This is a genomic window from Mannheimia sp. (assembly GCF_056854775.1).
This window is the reverse complement of the sequence record NZ_JBXGGI010000126.1, coordinates 1-15128: the sequence shown is the minus strand read 5'-3', so window position 1 is coordinate 15128 and position 15128 is coordinate 1. Positions and strand designations below refer to the sequence as shown.

17 protein-coding genes are annotated in these 15128 nt (G+C 38.7%); 12 read left to right on the top strand and 5 right to left on the bottom strand.

Features of this window, described 5'->3' with window-relative positions; all coding sequences use genetic code 11:
• The coding region (locus ACJHV0_RS09055) for a glutathione binding-like protein (protein ID WP_483133988.1) at nt 1-343 on the top strand (343 nt) is incomplete at its 5' end.
• On the top strand, nt 343-747 hold the full coding sequence (locus tag ACJHV0_RS09050; protein ID WP_025236035.1) for a ClpXP protease specificity-enhancing factor: 405 nt from the start codon (nt 343-345) through the stop codon (nt 745-747). The genes ACJHV0_RS09055 and ACJHV0_RS09050, both read left to right, overlap by 1 nt.
• 90 nt (nt 748-837) lie before the next feature.
• Here ACJHV0_RS09050 and ACJHV0_RS09045 read toward each other — a convergent pair whose 3' ends face one another.
• Together ACJHV0_RS09045 and ACJHV0_RS09040 are read right to left on the bottom strand one after the other, a co-directional pair.
• The gene (locus ACJHV0_RS09045; protein WP_334229213.1) at nt 838-1278 is read right to left on the bottom strand and encodes a nuclear transport factor 2 family protein; all 441 of its coding nucleotides are present in this window, start codon (nt 1276-1278) and stop codon (nt 838-840) included.
• A 51-nt stretch (nt 1279-1329) separates the two neighbouring features.
• On the bottom strand, nt 1330-1905 hold the full coding sequence (locus tag ACJHV0_RS09040) for an NAD(P)H-binding protein (RefSeq protein WP_334234652.1): 576 nt from the start codon (nt 1903-1905) through the stop codon (nt 1330-1332).
• Between the two features lie 111 nt (nt 1906-2016).
• Between ACJHV0_RS09040 and ACJHV0_RS09035 the strand changes: the two genes are divergently transcribed.
• Complete coding sequence (locus tag ACJHV0_RS09035) at nt 2017-2907, top strand: LysR family transcriptional regulator (protein ID WP_334234653.1); 891 nt, start codon at nt 2017-2019, stop codon at nt 2905-2907.
• A 67-nt stretch (nt 2908-2974) separates the two neighbouring features.
• Here ACJHV0_RS09035 and efp read toward each other — a convergent pair whose 3' ends face one another.
• Nucleotides 2975-3541, bottom strand: coding sequence for an elongation factor P (gene efp / locus ACJHV0_RS09030; RefSeq protein ID WP_025236031.1), 567 nt, complete (start codon nt 3539-3541; stop codon nt 2975-2977).
• 167 nt (nt 3542-3708) lie between these two features.
• Between efp and ACJHV0_RS09025 the strand changes: the two genes are divergently transcribed.
• The 7 genes from ACJHV0_RS09025 (at nt 3709) to ACJHV0_RS08995 (ending at nt 10764) form a co-directional block, all read left to right on the top strand.
• Nucleotides 3709-4248: a Cj0371 family chemotaxis-regulating polar lipoprotein gene (locus ACJHV0_RS09025; RefSeq protein ID WP_483133987.1), complete on the top strand. Its 540-nt coding sequence runs from the start codon at nt 3709-3711 to the stop codon at nt 4246-4248.
• A 45-nt stretch (nt 4249-4293) separates the two neighbouring features.
• A complete protein-coding gene (gene epmB / locus ACJHV0_RS09020; RefSeq protein ID WP_483133986.1) occupies nt 4294-5286 on the top strand; it encodes an EF-P beta-lysylation protein EpmB in 993 nt (330 codons plus the stop codon).
• Nucleotide 5287: 1 nt separating this feature from the next.
• On the top strand, nt 5288-5782 hold the full coding sequence (locus ACJHV0_RS09015) for a hypothetical protein (protein WP_334236343.1): 495 nt from the start codon (nt 5288-5290) through the stop codon (nt 5780-5782).
• A gap of 333 nt (nt 5783-6115) precedes the next feature.
• Nucleotides 6116-7519, top strand: coding sequence for an asparagine--tRNA ligase (gene asnS / locus ACJHV0_RS09010; RefSeq protein WP_283385842.1), 1404 nt, complete (start codon nt 6116-6118; stop codon nt 7517-7519).
• A gap of 278 nt (nt 7520-7797) precedes the next feature.
• Nucleotides 7798-9342: an exodeoxyribonuclease I gene (sbcB, locus tag ACJHV0_RS09005; protein ID WP_483133985.1), complete on the top strand. Its 1545-nt coding sequence runs from the start codon at nt 7798-7800 to the stop codon at nt 9340-9342.
• A 1-nt stretch (nt 9343) separates the two neighbouring features.
• Nucleotides 9344-9943, top strand: a complete 600-nt coding sequence (locus ACJHV0_RS09000; RefSeq protein ID WP_483133984.1) for a DNA glycosylase — start codon at nt 9344-9346, stop codon at nt 9941-9943.
• Between the two features lie 2 nt (nt 9944-9945).
• Nucleotides 9946-10764: a PHP domain-containing protein gene (locus tag ACJHV0_RS08995; protein WP_483133983.1), complete on the top strand. Its 819-nt coding sequence runs from the start codon at nt 9946-9948 to the stop codon at nt 10762-10764.
• 56 nt (nt 10765-10820) lie between these two features.
• Here the strand turns inward: ACJHV0_RS08995 and glnS are convergent, their stop codons facing one another.
• Nucleotides 10821-12491 (bottom strand): glutamine--tRNA ligase, encoded by a 1671-nt coding sequence (gene glnS, locus ACJHV0_RS08990; RefSeq protein WP_483133982.1) that lies wholly within the window; start codon nt 12489-12491, stop codon nt 10821-10823.
• Between the two features lie 228 nt (nt 12492-12719).
• Between glnS and ACJHV0_RS08985 the strand changes: the two genes are divergently transcribed.
• Entirely contained in the window at nt 12720-13679 is a 960-nt protein-coding gene (locus tag ACJHV0_RS08985) for an ABC transporter substrate-binding protein (protein ID WP_025236022.1), read from the top strand.
• 61 nt (nt 13680-13740) lie between these two features.
• Nucleotides 13741-14001, top strand: coding sequence for a GlsB/YeaQ/YmgE family stress response membrane protein (locus ACJHV0_RS08980; RefSeq protein ID WP_483133981.1), 261 nt, complete (start codon nt 13741-13743; stop codon nt 13999-14001).
• Nucleotides 14002-14143: 142 nt separating this feature from the next.
• On the opposite strand, the gene ACJHV0_RS08975 is transcribed toward ACJHV0_RS08980, so the two are convergent.
• Nucleotides 14144-15034 carry a LysR family transcriptional regulator gene (locus ACJHV0_RS08975; protein ID WP_463625661.1) on the bottom strand — a complete coding sequence of 297 codons (891 nt, stop codon included), beginning with the start codon at nt 15032-15034 and terminating at the stop codon, nt 14144-14146.
• Between the last annotated feature and the right edge of the window lie 94 nt (nt 15035-15128).

Sequence of the window (15128 nt, the reverse complement as noted above, 5' to 3'; positions counted from 1 at the left end):
AAATATCTATCGTATCGAGCAAGATTGGTATGCACAAATTGACTTAGTAAACAAAGATCCTGAGTCAGCAGAAGGTAAAAAAGCATTAGCTCAGCTAAAAGAAGATATTTTAGCATTAGCTCCTGTTTTTGCCGCTAAACCTTATTTTATGAGTGATGATTTCAGTCTTGTTGATTGCTATATCGCTCCATTATTATGGCGTATGCAATTATTAGGCGTGAAATTTACGGGTGCAACTGCAAAACCAATCAATACTTATATGACTAGGGTGTTCCAGCGTGATAGTTTTATTCAATCTGTTGGCGGCGAAGCTCCAAAGCATTTAATGGACGATAAAGATTAATGAAACCGTTAAGACCTTATCTTTATAACGCCTATTACAACTGGATTATTGATAACGATAACACGCCTTATTTATTGGTAAATGCAGAATATCCAGATGTTGATGTGCCTGTTGAATTCGTCAAAGAAGGGAAAATTATTTTAAATATTTCCTCACGTTCAATCGGGCAATATGTGGCGACTGATGAATATATTGGTTTTAGTGCTCGTTTTCAGGGAATGTTAAGAGATATTCATATTCCTTTTGGTGCAATGGAAGCTATTTATGCTCAAGAAACAGGCGATGGCATTATGTTCCAAGAGGAAGAGTATTATAATGTTGAGGCTTATCACACCCGCACTAAACCGGAGCAACCCTCAAAACCTAAATTAAAAAAGGCATCTACACTAAAATTAGTGAAATAAAAATAATTGAAGGGTTGTTTCCAATTAATTAGGAAACAACCCTTTTAATTTGCAAATTTTTCGCCTTTTTTAACCGCTTGTTATCGCTGTTTAGCCAATTTCTCGAGTCTCGCTAATCATAAAATTCGCAATCCGTTTAGCAATCAACCATTTTCCATCTTGTTTTACATAAGTGTCGGCGTAACGCACGCTATGGTCGTGTAAGATTTCTTTGCCGTCTTTGGTTTCAACTAGTTTCACCGCACAATAGTTAATCGCAGTGGCGTTATTTTCATCAACAAGGGTAACAGTGTGCTGACCGTTTAGATGGTAAACACTGTGAAATGGCGTTAAAAAGGTAGTAAAGACCTCTTCGATTTGAGCAACTCCTGCCATTTCAAACACTAATTTGCCGCCTATATAAGTATTGACAATGGCATCTTTAGTGAAAAGAAGCATTTGCTCGGCAACTTTTTTCTCATCGGCAAGATTAGAGAACGTGTCCACTAAGTCTTTCAGTGCTAAACGATCTTGAATTTGTTGTTGATTCATTGTGTTTTTCCTTCTGATTTTTGCAAATTTTATTTTGTTTTTAACCGATTGTTAAGCCGCAATGCCAACACTTTCACGGATCTCACTGTATTCACGCAAAATTTTAGCGACAAAATCAGCAATAGATTTGCGGGAAACGCTATGTCCTTTAAAGGATTCCCCTTTGTGAGTCAGTTGATATTGCACTTTTGAATCGTTGGTAAACCAGCCAGGGCGGACAATGGTATAATCTAACTTGCTGGTTTCAATGACTGCTGCCGATTGGCGGTAAGGTTCTAAAATTGCTCCGTGATCTTCACCGGTTTCGCCGTAAATCCCCATTGAGCTAATCCAGACTAAGCGTTTCACCTGAGCATTATTCATTGCTTTTACAACATTTTCCGCCATCGCTTTTAAGTTGCCTGCAAGTCCGGCGTAAACCGCATTAACGCCTTGCATTGCTTGTTGTAGGCTTGCCAAATCCAACACATCGCCTTGCACGATTTTGACTCGTTCACTTTCAAATTTCGCTACCGACTGTGGACGACGGGTAAAAAGAGTTAATTGTACGTTACCATCTTGAAGTAGTTCAGGAATAACTGTTGTAGCAAGGCTACCGCTTGCTCCTAAAATTAAGATCTGTTTCATAATTTGTTCTCCGCTCAGTTGTTGATGTCAGTATAACAAGGTAGATTGCATTTGATTAGTAGGGTAAAATTGCTTAAAGTAATGAGAAAAATTCATTAATAAGGTGGTTTAATGAAAGAAAACCTTAACGATTTAAGAGCCTTTTTGCTAGTGGCACAAACGGGCAGTTTTACCAAAGCGGCTGCACAGATGGGGGTATCGCAATCAGCGTTATCGCACAGTATTAGAGGGATTGAAGATCGGTTGCAAATTAAGCTATTTCACCGTACTACACGCAGTATTTCAAATACTGAGGCTGGGGAGCAGTTATATCAACGTTTGTTACCGCTGTTTGATGAGATAGACCAAGAAATTAATGGGTTGAGCGAGTTTCGCAATGCGTTAAAAGGCGTACTGAGGATTAATGGCAACGAACACGTTTTCCGAGATGTACTGGCGGATAAATTTGCCGAGTTTGCCAAACGTTATCCTGAAGTAGCGTTGGAACTGGTGGCGGAAGATCGTTTTGTGGATATTGTCGCAGAGCGTTTTGATGCCGGGATTAGATTGGGAGCAGATGTAGCAAAAGATATGATTGCGTTACGCATTTCTCCTGATTTAACGATGGTAACCGCCGCCAGCCCCAACTATTTAGCACAGAATGGCACACCGAAAACGCCATTTGATTTAACGGAACACACTTGTCTAAAGCATCGGCTTGCCACACTGGGTGGCATTTTGGCGTGGGAATTTCGAGACCCGCTTACCCAAAAAATCGTTAAAGTGCAACCACAGGGAAAACTTACTTCAAATAATGGTTTTTTGCTGCAATACTATGCTTTACAAGACTTAGGCATTCTTTGGTGTCCGCAAAACAGCATTCAAGCAGAGTTGGAAAGCGGTAAATTAGTGCCGATTTTAACCGATTGGACAATGCATTATGAAGGCTACCATCTCTATTACCCCGACCGCCGTCAAAATTCCCCCTTGCTCAAAGCGTTGATTGAGGTGTTGAGAGGATAGTTAAAAAGTAAGCGGTCGTTTTTTGCAAAAAATTTACCAAAAATGACCGCTTGTATAGAGAGATAAATTATTTCACACGAGAAACATATTCACCAGAGCGAGTATCTACTTTGATTACTTCGCCGATTTGTACGAATAATGGTACGCTCACAACTGCACCTGTGCTTAATGTTGCCGGTTTACCGCCTGTACCTGCTGTATCACCTTTTAAACCCGGGTCAGTTTCAACAATTTCTAACTCAACAAAGTTTGGTGGGGTAACTGCGATTGCTGCACCATTCCATAACGTTACGATACATTCAGCATTATCAACCAACCATTTTACGTTGTCGCCTAATGCTTTCTCATCTACAGAGATTTGCTCAAATGTTTCCGGGTGCATAAAGTACCAGAAATCACCATCGCTGTAAGAGTAGTTGTAGTTAGCATCAACAACATCAGCTGCTTCAACAGAAGTACCTGATTTGAAGTTGATCTCTAATACTTTACCGGAAATTAATTTACGGATTTTAGTACGTGTAAATGCTTGACCTTTACCCGGTTTTACGAATTCGTTTTCAACGATTACACAAGGTTCACCATCTTGGATAAATTTTAAACCTTTTTTAAAGTCGTTAGTGCTGTAACTAGCCATTATTTCCTCAATTATTCAAAAAATAACAATAAATTAACACATTTTGAACCTAACCCTATTGGGTTTGTCAAAAAGAGCCATATAATAACCTAAATTCACAAAATTAGCGAAAGATCTCTAAAATTTTTTGCTATAATTTTTATAACAACACTCAACAAGGAATGCGAATGAAAAAATTAATTACTCTTTCTGCCATTTTAGCGGTTTCTGTAGCAACAGTTGCGGAGGCAAAACGAGGCGGAGGTAGTTTCCGTTCAGTAAGTTCTTCGAAAGCTGTTGCAACTAAACCGGTAGCTAAACAACCAACTCAGCAGCAAAGAGATGCAACTTTTGCGAATACACCAAATAATGCAACGGCTCAGCCACAAGTGCGTCAAGGTAGCACAATGGCAAATGTTGCAATGGGGGCAGCAGCAGGTTATATTTTAGGCGATATGATGTCATCAAATGCTCACGCAAACCAACCTGCTGATGCAAATACACAACAAGCGGTTAATTCTGCTCAAAATGTTGCAAATGGGGCTATTGCAGAATTTAAGAGCATTGGTGGTCAAATTGATCCATTCTTGGTTGAGAAAACTGACGGTTATCGCCGTTATTGTATCTCGGGCGTGCAATATTTAATTGCTGCACAGGGCGTGCAAACCTCGCCTGTAGTGATGGTGAACCCGAACGGCACACCATTGCAATGTAATTTAATCCCTTAATTTTTCTATTCGCCCTCCCATTTTTGGCGAGGGCTTTTTGTTTTTATGCAACCAATTCAAATCAAACCACTTTGGCTGACTGAACTTGCTCAAGCCTTTAATAATCCTATCGACTTACTGCAATTTCTCAAACTCAATCCAACCGATTTTGAGGCGGATATTGCTGCTCGCAAATTATTTGCTCTCCGAGTGCCAAGAGCCTTTGCTGAAAAAATGGAAAAGGGTAATCCCAAAGATCCGCTTTTCCTACAAGCAATGTCTGTGCAACAGGAATTCATTGAGCTGGAAGGATTTGTTGTAGACCCGTTAGAAGAACAGCAAAGCCCCGCTCCGAATATTTTGCATAAGTATCATAACCGTTTGTTATTTATGGTAAAAAACAGTTGTGCCATTAATTGTCGATACTGTTTCCGCCGACACTTTCCGTATAATGAAGTAAAAAGTGGAAAAACGGTATGGCAAGAAAGTTTAGACTATATTGAGCAGCATACTGAATTGGAAGAGGTTATTTTTTCAGGTGGCGATCCGTTAATGGCAAAAGATCAGGAATTGGATTGGTTATTAGATAAGCTAGAACAAATTCCACATATCAAAACATTGCGTATTCATTCACGCCTTCCTGTGGTTATTCCTAGTCGAATTACACCAGAATTATGTGAACGGTTATCACAATCTCGTTTGAAAGTTGTGTTAGTTACTCATATTAACCACGCAAATGAAATTGATGATGTTTTTGCTGAAAAAATGGCTCAACTTAAAAAAGTGGGCGTTGTATTGTTGAACCAATCGGTAATGCTAAAAGAGGTAAATGATAATGCTCAAACCTTAAAAGCATTAAGTGATAAACTTTTTGAATATGGCATTTTGCCTTATTATTTGCACCTTTTTGATAAAGTTGCAGGGGCAAGCCATTTCTATATTGAAGATGAAAAGGCGATTGAAATTTATCGAGAATTGCAAAAGATTACATCGGGCTACCTTGTCCCCAAATTGGCAAGAGAAATAGCGAAAGAACCGAATAAAACATTGAAAGGGTAAAATGGCAAGTTCAAAATTTAATTTGATTGGCAATAAAATTCTATCTATATTGTATTTTATTAGTGCTATTCCTATATTACTCATTGTCTATGGATTGTCTTATGATTTTAATATGCCATTAGTTTTTGGGGCATTAGTCATTTTACTACATTTAGGTATTTTTACATTTTTCATTATCGAAAATAAGATACAATTAACGGGTAGTGTTATTGTTAGGTACTTAAAATTATCTCCTTTTTATGTTTCTTCATATTTAGTAGTAATGATATCCATCACATTGTTACTTTATGATCATAATGAATTCTCTCAATTAACAGGAAAGATATTTTCAGTAGAAGAGCTTTTTAAACTAAGATTTTGGCTATCTATCATATCTAGTTCTTTGCTTCCATTTCTAATAAGAAGAGTAGATACATACCGTAGAAAAACAGTTTTGTTAGAAGAACGATTTATTCGATTTAATAAATATAAAAAGTCTCTAAAAAACGGTATATAGGACAAAATAGTTACAATGTTGCAAAACTGACCATAAAAAAAGCCCCTAATCAAAAAAGCGAAAAGGGGCGGAGGTCTTACCTAAGGAAATTAATGAAAAAAACTTGCATAAATCTGTTACATATACTCAGACTAACTAACTGAACGAAAGTTCATTAAAAATGAAAAAATTTTTAAAAACTAAGTAAATTCAGATTCAACTGCTTGCAATGTTTATATAGACCAACAAATTTTCAAATAATTCCTTAAAATTATTATATTTCCCCCTATTTTCTTGTAGAATATTGAGCGTTATTTTCTTAATAGAACCCACAAGAAAAATTTGAGGTATTAAATGTCTAAATTTCCAACAGTTTCGGAAATCCTATCTGGCAAAGTTGCGGTAGGTGAAGAGGTTGCAGTACGTGGTTGGGTGCGTACCCGTCGTGATTCAAAAGCCGGTTTATCTTTCTTAGCCGTGTATGACGGCTCTTGCTTTGACCCAATCCAAGCTATTATTAACAACGATTTACCAAATTATAATGACGAAGTATTGCGTTTAACCGCAGGTTGCTCTGTTATTGTTACAGGTAAAGTGGTGGAATCACCTGCTGAAGGTCAAGCGGTTGAATTACACGCAACAAATGTAGAAGTTGTCGGTTGGGTTGAAGATCCTGACACTTACCCAATGGCAGCAAAACGCCACTCGATTGAATATCTACGTGAAGTCGCACACTTACGCCCTCGCACAAACTTAATCGGTGCGGTAGCACGTGTTCGCCACTGTTTAGCTCAAGCAATCCATCGTTTCTTCCACGAACAAGGTTTCTACTGGGTAGCTACACCTGTAATTACCGCATCAGATACCGAAGGTGCTGGTGAAATGTTCCGTGTTTCTACCCTTGATTTAGAAAACCTACCGCGTGGTGAAAACGGCAAAGTGGATTTCAATCAAGATTTCTTTGGAAAAGAGTCATTCTTAACTGTATCAGGTCAGTTAAATGCCGAAACTTATGCTTGTGCATTAAGTAAAGTTTATACTTTCGGTCCAACTTTCCGTGCAGAAAACTCCAACACAACTCGCCACTTAGCCGAGTTCTGGATGATGGAACCTGAGGTCGCATTCGCAGACTTAAACGACAACGCAAAATTAGCTGAAGATATGCTGAAATACGTTTTCCGTGCAGTCCTTGCAGAGCGTAAAGATGATATGGAATTCTTCGTTAAACACGTGGATAAAGATGCGGTAAGCCGTTTAGAGAACTTTATTAACGCTCCATTTGCTCAAGTAGACTATACCGATGCTATCGAAATTTTATTGAAATCAGGTAAAGAGTTTGAATTCCCTGTAGAATGGGGTATTGACCTTTCATCTGAACACGAACGTTATTTAGCAGAAGAACACTTTAAATCGCCAGTGGTAGTGAAAAACTATCCGAAAGATATTAAAGCCTTCTATATGCGTTTAAATGAAGATGGTAAAACGGTTGCCGCAATGGACGTATTAGCACCGGGCATCGGCGAAATTATCGGTGGTTCACAACGTGAAGAGCGTTTAGAAGTATTGGATAAACGTATGAACGAAATGGGCTTAAACCCTGAAGATTACTGGTGGTACCGTGATTTACGCAAATACGGCACTGTACCGCACTCAGGTTTCGGCTTAGGCTTCGAGCGTTTAATCGTGTATGTAACAGGTTTACAAAACATTCGTGATGTAATCCCATTCCCTCGTGCTCCACGCAATGCAAACTTCTAATTTGCAAAAAAATTAGATAAAAACAACCGCTTGCAAGCGGTCAAAAAAGGCGAAAATTTTACGTTTTCGCCTTTTTATATTTGGTTTATTAGAAAAATGTATAGTAAATAAAATAGTTGCTAAAAACCGCATTGTTTATCTAGAGTTATTTAACTTTTCTCTCCGAGTTGAATTTATATCTATCTACAAAATTTTATCTAAAAACAACCGCTTGTATTTCCTCTCTTTCCTTTCAACTATGATACAATTCTCCCAATCTTTCCAACCAACGAACAGCAATGAGCAAAAATTTTTCTTTTTTCTTTTACGACTATGAGAGTTTTGGGGTAAGTCCGGCTCACGATAGACCGGCTCAGTTTGCGGGTATTCGTACTGATGAAGAGTTTAATATCATCGGTGAGCCAGTAATGTTTTTCTGTAAACAAACGCCCGACTATTTACCTAGCCCCGAAGCCGTAATGGTAACCGGCATTACACCGCAACGATGTAACGCTGAGGGAGTGTCTGAACCTGAGTTTGCTGCTCGTATTCACGCAGAATTTAGCCTGCCAAATACTTGTACCATCGGCTATAACAATATTCGTTATGATGATGAAATGACCCGCTACACTTTTTTCCGCAATTTTTACGATCCGTATGAATACAGTTGGAAAAACGGTAATTCTCGTTGGGATTTATTGGATTTAGTAAGGGCTTGTTATGCGTTGCGTCCGGAAGGCATTGAGTGGTCAAAAGATGAAAATGGAATGCCGAGCTTTAAACTAGAGAATTTAACTAAAGCAAACGGTATTGCTCACGAAAATGCTCACGATGCGATGTCAGACGTTTATGCCACCATCGCAATGGCTAAACTAATTAAAGAAAAACAGCCGAAATTATTCAATTTTTTCTTTAATCTACGCAGCAAAAAAGAGGTAGAAAAATTGATAGATACCGGCGAAATGACGCCGTTGGTTCACGTTTCGGGAATGTTAGGAAATTATCGAGGTAATACCGCTTGGGTTGTGCCGTTAGCGTGGCACCCGACTAATCAAAATGCGGTGATTGTGTGCGATTTATCGGGCGATATGAATGGTTTGCTCAATGAAAATGCTGAAAGTTTACGCCAACGCCTATATACCAAACGTGAGGCGTTAGCTGAACACGAGCTGCCTGTGCCACTGAAATTAGTGCATATCAATAAATGCCCGATTTTAGCTCCGGCAAAAACCTTGTTACCTGAAAATGCAGAACGACTAGGCATTGATAGGGCGTTATGTTTAGAAAATTTGAAGGCGTTAAAAGCTCAGAAATCCTTGGTTCGAGAAAAAGTATTGGAAATCTTTAATGATGAACGTACATTTGAACCTTCAGCTAATGTAGAAACGACACTGTATGACGGCTTTTTCTCAACTGCTGATAAAAACAATATGGCGATTTTACGTTCTTTGCCTCCTGAAAGTTTAGCGGATCACGGCTTAAGATTTGAAGATCCTCGAGTAGAGCAACTTTTATTCCATTACCGAGCAAGGCATTATCCGCAAACGCTGACAAGGGCAGAGCAGATTAGATGGCAGAAATATTGCTATCAGCAACTTGATGCAAAAGCAGAACAGTTTGCGAACGCTATTGATGCATTGTTCCAGCAACATCACGATAATCCGGAAATGGTAAAATTATTGGAAAATCTGACCGCTTACGCTGAGCAAATCTCACAAGAACAGACGGCGATTTATGCTAAAAATAGTGAAGATGAAACGCTAGTGAGCGATTTGAATAAAGTAGCAGAGCAACCATTAGATAAAGCTGACAAATTAAAGCTATTAAAGGAATTAATCAAATAGAATGGAAATACTTGAACTAGAACATCATCCTTTTGCTCCCATTTTACCGGAACAAGCTACTGTTGTGATGATGGGAACTTTTCCTCCAACATCAGAAAAACGCTGTATGGAGTTTCACTATCCAAATTTCCAAAATGATATGTGGAGGATAATGGGAAAGGTGTTTTTTGATGATGTAGATTATTTTCGTGTAAATGATGAAAAATGCTTTGACCCTATTCGCATTGAAGCCTTTTTACGAAAAAAGGGCATTGCACTCTCTTCTTCCGCTAAAACGGCAGTTCGCTTAAAAGGCAATGCAGCGGATAAAGATCTCAAAATTGTTGAACCTGTAGATATGAACGAATTGTTAGCCCAATTGCCAAAAATGAAATGGCTGTTTACTACAGGCGGTTTAGCTACAGAAGTGTTATTAGACTTGCTCTCAGAAAAAATTAAAGCCCCGAAAACGAATGAATGGGTAGTGTATCCTTATTCTAAATCAAGGGAACTTTATTTATACAGACTACCTTCTACCTCAAGAGCTTACCCATTAAGTTTGGAGAAAAAAACAGAAGCCTATCGACAATTTTTTATTCAAGTGGGGCTTATTAAGGATTAACAATGAAATATGATTTACATTCCCACAGCACCGCCTCTGATGGGGTGCTTTCTCCCACGGAATTAGTTCAACGAGCGGTTGAACAAGGTGTTGAAATGCTTGCTTTGACTGATCACGATACTATTTCCGGCATTTGTGAAGCAAAAAAATTTGCCCAAACACAACCAATCAAATTTATCTCGGGTGTCGAAATTTCGGTACTATGGCAAGATAAAAGTATTCATTTGGCAGCTTTAAATATTGATGAAAATAATAAGAAATTAATTCAATTTTTGGATAATCAAGCCAAATTGCGTGAAGAACGAGCGGTCGAAATTGGCGAAAAATTAGCAAAAGCAGGCATTCCAAACGCTTATGAAGGTGCAAAAGCTCTTGCTTCAGGTGAAGTAACTCGGGCTCATTATGGGCGTTTTTTATATGAACAAGGGCACGTTCGCAATATTGAACATGCTTTTAAACGTTATTTAGGAATGGGAAAACCTGCTTACGTCAAGCCTATGTGGAGCAGTTTAGAAGAAGCAGTTCAAATAACACACAATGCAGGAGGAGTTATTAATATCGCCCACCCACTACGTTATAAAATGACTGCACGTTGGATTCGCCGTTTGATTGTTGATTTCAAACTAGCAGGCGGAGATGGCATTGAAGTTTCAGGCTGCGGACAAACCCCAGACCAACGGCAATTACTTACCCGCTGGGCAAGAGAATTTGATTTATATGGTTCGGTTGGCTCTGATTTCCATTACCCAACAGGCTGGATTGAACTCGGCAGAAGTTTAGAACTGCCAAAAGAGTGCAAGCCTATTTGGGAGCTGTTTTAATTTGTCTTATGCCGAAAAAATACCGACATTACTGTCGGTATTTTTATTTGAGAAGCTTAGAATGCTACGCTTTCTTTTAGACTTACAGTTAAGTTAAACACTAAATTATCTGCTGAACCGTCTTTGCTGTCTAAGCAGAAGTAGCCTTCACGCTCAAATTGATAACCTTGTTCTGCTTTTGCATTGACTAAACTTGGCTCAACAAAACCGTGTTTTACCACTAAAGATTCCGGATTTAACACTGCATTAATATCGTCTTCTGCTCCCGGATTTGGCACAGTGAATAAACGATCGTAAATGCGGAATTCAGCCGGTTTGTTATCTTCCGCTGAAACCCAATGAATTACCCCTTTCACTTTACGTCCGTCAGCTGGGTTCTTGCCTAATGTTTCCGGATCGTAGGTGCAAAAAATTGTGGTAATTTGACCGCTTGCATCTTTCTCCACTCGCTCGGCTTTAATTACATAGGCATTACGCAAACGCACTTCTTTGCCTAGCACTAAGCGTTTATATTGCTTGTTCGCTTCTTCACGGAAGTCGGCTTCGTCAATGTAAAGCTCACGGGTAAATGGCAAATCACGCTCGCCTAATTCCGGGCGGTTAGGGTGGTTTGGTGCTTTTAAGATCTCTTTCTCACCAAAATTCTCAATTACTACACGCACAGGATTGATTACTGCCATCGCACGAGGCGCGTTGTCGTTTAAATCTTCACGAATACAAGCCTCAAGTGCGGAGTATTCCACCACATTATCTTGTTTTGTTACACCGATACGGCGGCAGAATTCACGCAATGCCGCAGGGGTATAGCCACGGCGGCGTAAGCCTGAAATGGTTGGCATACGAGGGTCATTCCAGCCATCAACAATGCCGTCTGTTACTAATTTCAACAATTTACGTTTAGAGGTTAAAGTGCCTTCTAAATTTAAACGTGAAAATTCGTACTGATGCGGTAACGGGCGTTCAATACTGATATTTTCCAACACCCAATCGTATAAACGGCGGTTGTCTTGGAATTCTAACGTACAGATAGAGTGGGTGATTCGCTCAATCGCATCTGAAATACAGTGGGTGAAATCGTACATTGGGTAAATGCACCATTTGTCGCCGGTTTGGTGGTGTGAGGCAAATTTCACACGGTAAATTACCGGATCACGCATTACGATAAACGGCGATGCCATATCAATTTTGGCTCGCAAACACGCTTTACCTTCCTCAAACTCGCCATTTTTCATTTTTTCAAATAAGGTTAAGTTTTCTTCAACTGAACGATCACGATATGGACTGTTTTTACCCGGTTCGGTTAAAGTGCCACGGTATTCACGCATTTCTTCAGGCGAAAGTTCATCTACATACGCCAAGCCTTTGTTGATAAGCTCAATCGCATAGCTATAAAGTTGGTCAAAATAATCAGAGGCATAACGTGGTTCGCCTTCCCATTTAAAACCTAACCATTCTACGTCTTGCTTGATAGAATCCACATATTCCACGTCTTCTTTTACCGGATTTGTATCATCAAAACGTAAGTTACATTTTCCTTTATATTCTTGAGCGATACCAAAGTTCAAGCAGATTGATTTAGCGTGTCCGATGTGTAAATAACCGTTTGGCTCAGGTGGAAAACGGGTGTAAACGTTGCTATGTTTACCGCTTGCTAAATCTTCATCAATAATATGGGTAATAAAATTGGCTCGAGTTTCTGTTTCAGCTGTTAAAATTTCTTCGCTCATAATTCTCTCTAATGTTCTAATTAAAATAACTGCTTATTCTACACGTTATTGCAATAATCTAAAAGAGCTTGCAAAGAATTGGGTTAAAATGTGAAAGATTAATATTTAACCAGTTAAAATATGTTTATAGAAAAATAAAAAATTCTGCTTGCACAAATTTCTAAAATTACTTATCTTTGGATAAAAATGTACTATTGCAATAGTGCAAATTTAAATCAAGGAGTATGTATGAAATTTCGTAAAACATTGTTAGTTGCTGTATTAAGTGCTTTTTCTATTACCGCATTCAGCCAAGATAAAATTCAAAATGTAGCAATTACGGCGATTGTCGATCACCCGGCATTAGATTCCATTCGTAAAGGTGTTATTGAAGAGCTTGAGCGTGAAGGCTTTGTTGATGGCAAAAATATCAAAATCGACTACCAATCCGCACAAGGCAGTACTGCGACGGCTGCTCAAATTGCCCGTAAATTTGTTGGTGATAAAGCAGATATCATCATCCCGATTACTACGCCTTCCGCACAACCGGTGGTTGCAGCAACTCGTTCTATTCCGATTGTTTTCTCCGGTGTAACCGACCCGGTTGCAGCAAAATTAGTGAAATCTTGGGAACCATCAGGCACAAATGTAACGGGGATTTCAGATCACAAGCCTATCGCTCCACAAGTAAAATTAATTCAAACGTTAGTGCCTGAGTTAAAATCCGTAGGCTATGTTTATAGTGCAGGTGAAGTGAACTCTACAATCGTGTTAGAAGAACTAAAAGAAGAAGCGAAAAAGCAAGGGTTTAATGTTGTCCCTGTAGCGGTTCAACGTAGTGCAGATATTGGTACAGCAGCTCGCAGTTTAAACGGTAAAGTACAAGCGATTTATATTTCAGAAGATAATGGCGTTGTGTCTGCTTATGAAGCCTTACATAAAGCAGCGTTAGAAGCAAAAATTCCGGTTATTGCCTCAGACAGAGATACCGTTGAGCGTGGTGCACTTGCTGCTTATGCGGTAAATCAGTATGATATCGGCGTTGCAACAGGTAAAAGTGCGGCTCGTGTGTTAAAAGGTGAAAAAGCTGGTTTAATTCCTACACAAGAAGTGAGCCAATTAGAGCTTTCTATTAATACAAAAACAGCAAAAGACTTAGGTATTAATTTACCTCAAGATTTATTAAAAGAAGCAAAAGAAACCTTTTAATAATTATGGAATAATAGCGAGAATTTATTAAATTTTTTTCAATCAAACAAAGGAGTATTTTATGGGCTGGATTGCTGCAATTATTGGCGGTGCTATTATTGGTTGGTTAGCATCAATTGTAATGAAAAGTGAAGGTGGTCTTTGTAAAAATATCATTGTAGGTATTGTCGGTTCATCTTTAGGACGTTGGTTATTTGGCGACATATTAGGTATTGGTTCTGCATACAAAGCAGGAGATTTCAACATAATTGGTATTTTCTTCGGTGTATTAGGTGCAGCCTTATTAATTTTCATCTTAAGAAAATTAAGAATTTTTGATTAGTAAATAGAAATATTTAAAACAAGCAGTTATGAAAATAACTGCTTGTTTTTTTGCCTCGGTTAAAATCTACAAGCGGTCAGATTTCTACATTTTTTTGCAATTGAAAGGCTGTAATTGAAGCTATCTGTTACAGCCTTTTTACCTACAAATATTGTTGTTGTTCTTTCATCAGTTGAGAGAAAAAATCGATCAACACTCGAACTTTAGGCGAAAGGTAACGGCGGTTAGGGTAGAGTAAACTGATTTGCAGCGTGTCTTGTTCTAAAAATGGCATAATCGGCACTAGCTCTCCATTTTTGAGTTCTTCCTTTATTAAAAATTTAGGAATATTGATAATACCTAGCCCGGCTTTTGCCATTTGGACTAATGCATAGCCATTATTGCTGTAAATTTTTCCCTCAGGCTTAATGTTACTTTTTTGTCCTTGCTGCGTGAATTGCCACTGTGGATGATATTCGTAAAGCAAGCAACCACGTTTACTGAGTTCTTCTAGACTTTGAGGCTCGTTATTTTTGGCTAAATAGTCAGGAGAGGCAACTAGCATTAAGTGCGAATCAGCAATTTTTTTCGCCACAATAGAGCTGTCCGTAAGGCTACCAATACGCAAAACTAAATCAAAGCCTTCGGCAATGACATCAACGCGACGGTCGCTAAATTCAATATGGAGCTGTAAATTAGGGTAGCGTTCCATAAATTTTCCTAAATAAGGTGCAATAAAGCGAGAACCAAAATCCATTGGCACAGACATTGTAATTTTGCCTTGTAGCGTTGAGCTGATATTACTGACACTTGCTTCCGCCTCTTTCAATTCATTTAAAATAGGTAAACAGCGATGATAATAGAGTAACCCTGCTTCCGTTGGCGTAATTTTACGCGTGGTGCGTTGTAATAAACGTACATTCAAATACTCTTCCAGTTGAGCCACTAATTTACTCGCCATTGGCAGTGAGATTTGGGTTTGTTGTGCGGCTTGGGTAAAACTTTGGGTTTCAACTACTTTGCAAAATAAACTGATTGCGTTTAGTTTGTCCATTTTCTCTCTTCTTTATATTGTAATTTTTGCTAAGGCTTGCTATCGTAAAAATAGTATATTGAAAAATCAATTAAAAAAGAAATAATTTAAAGAA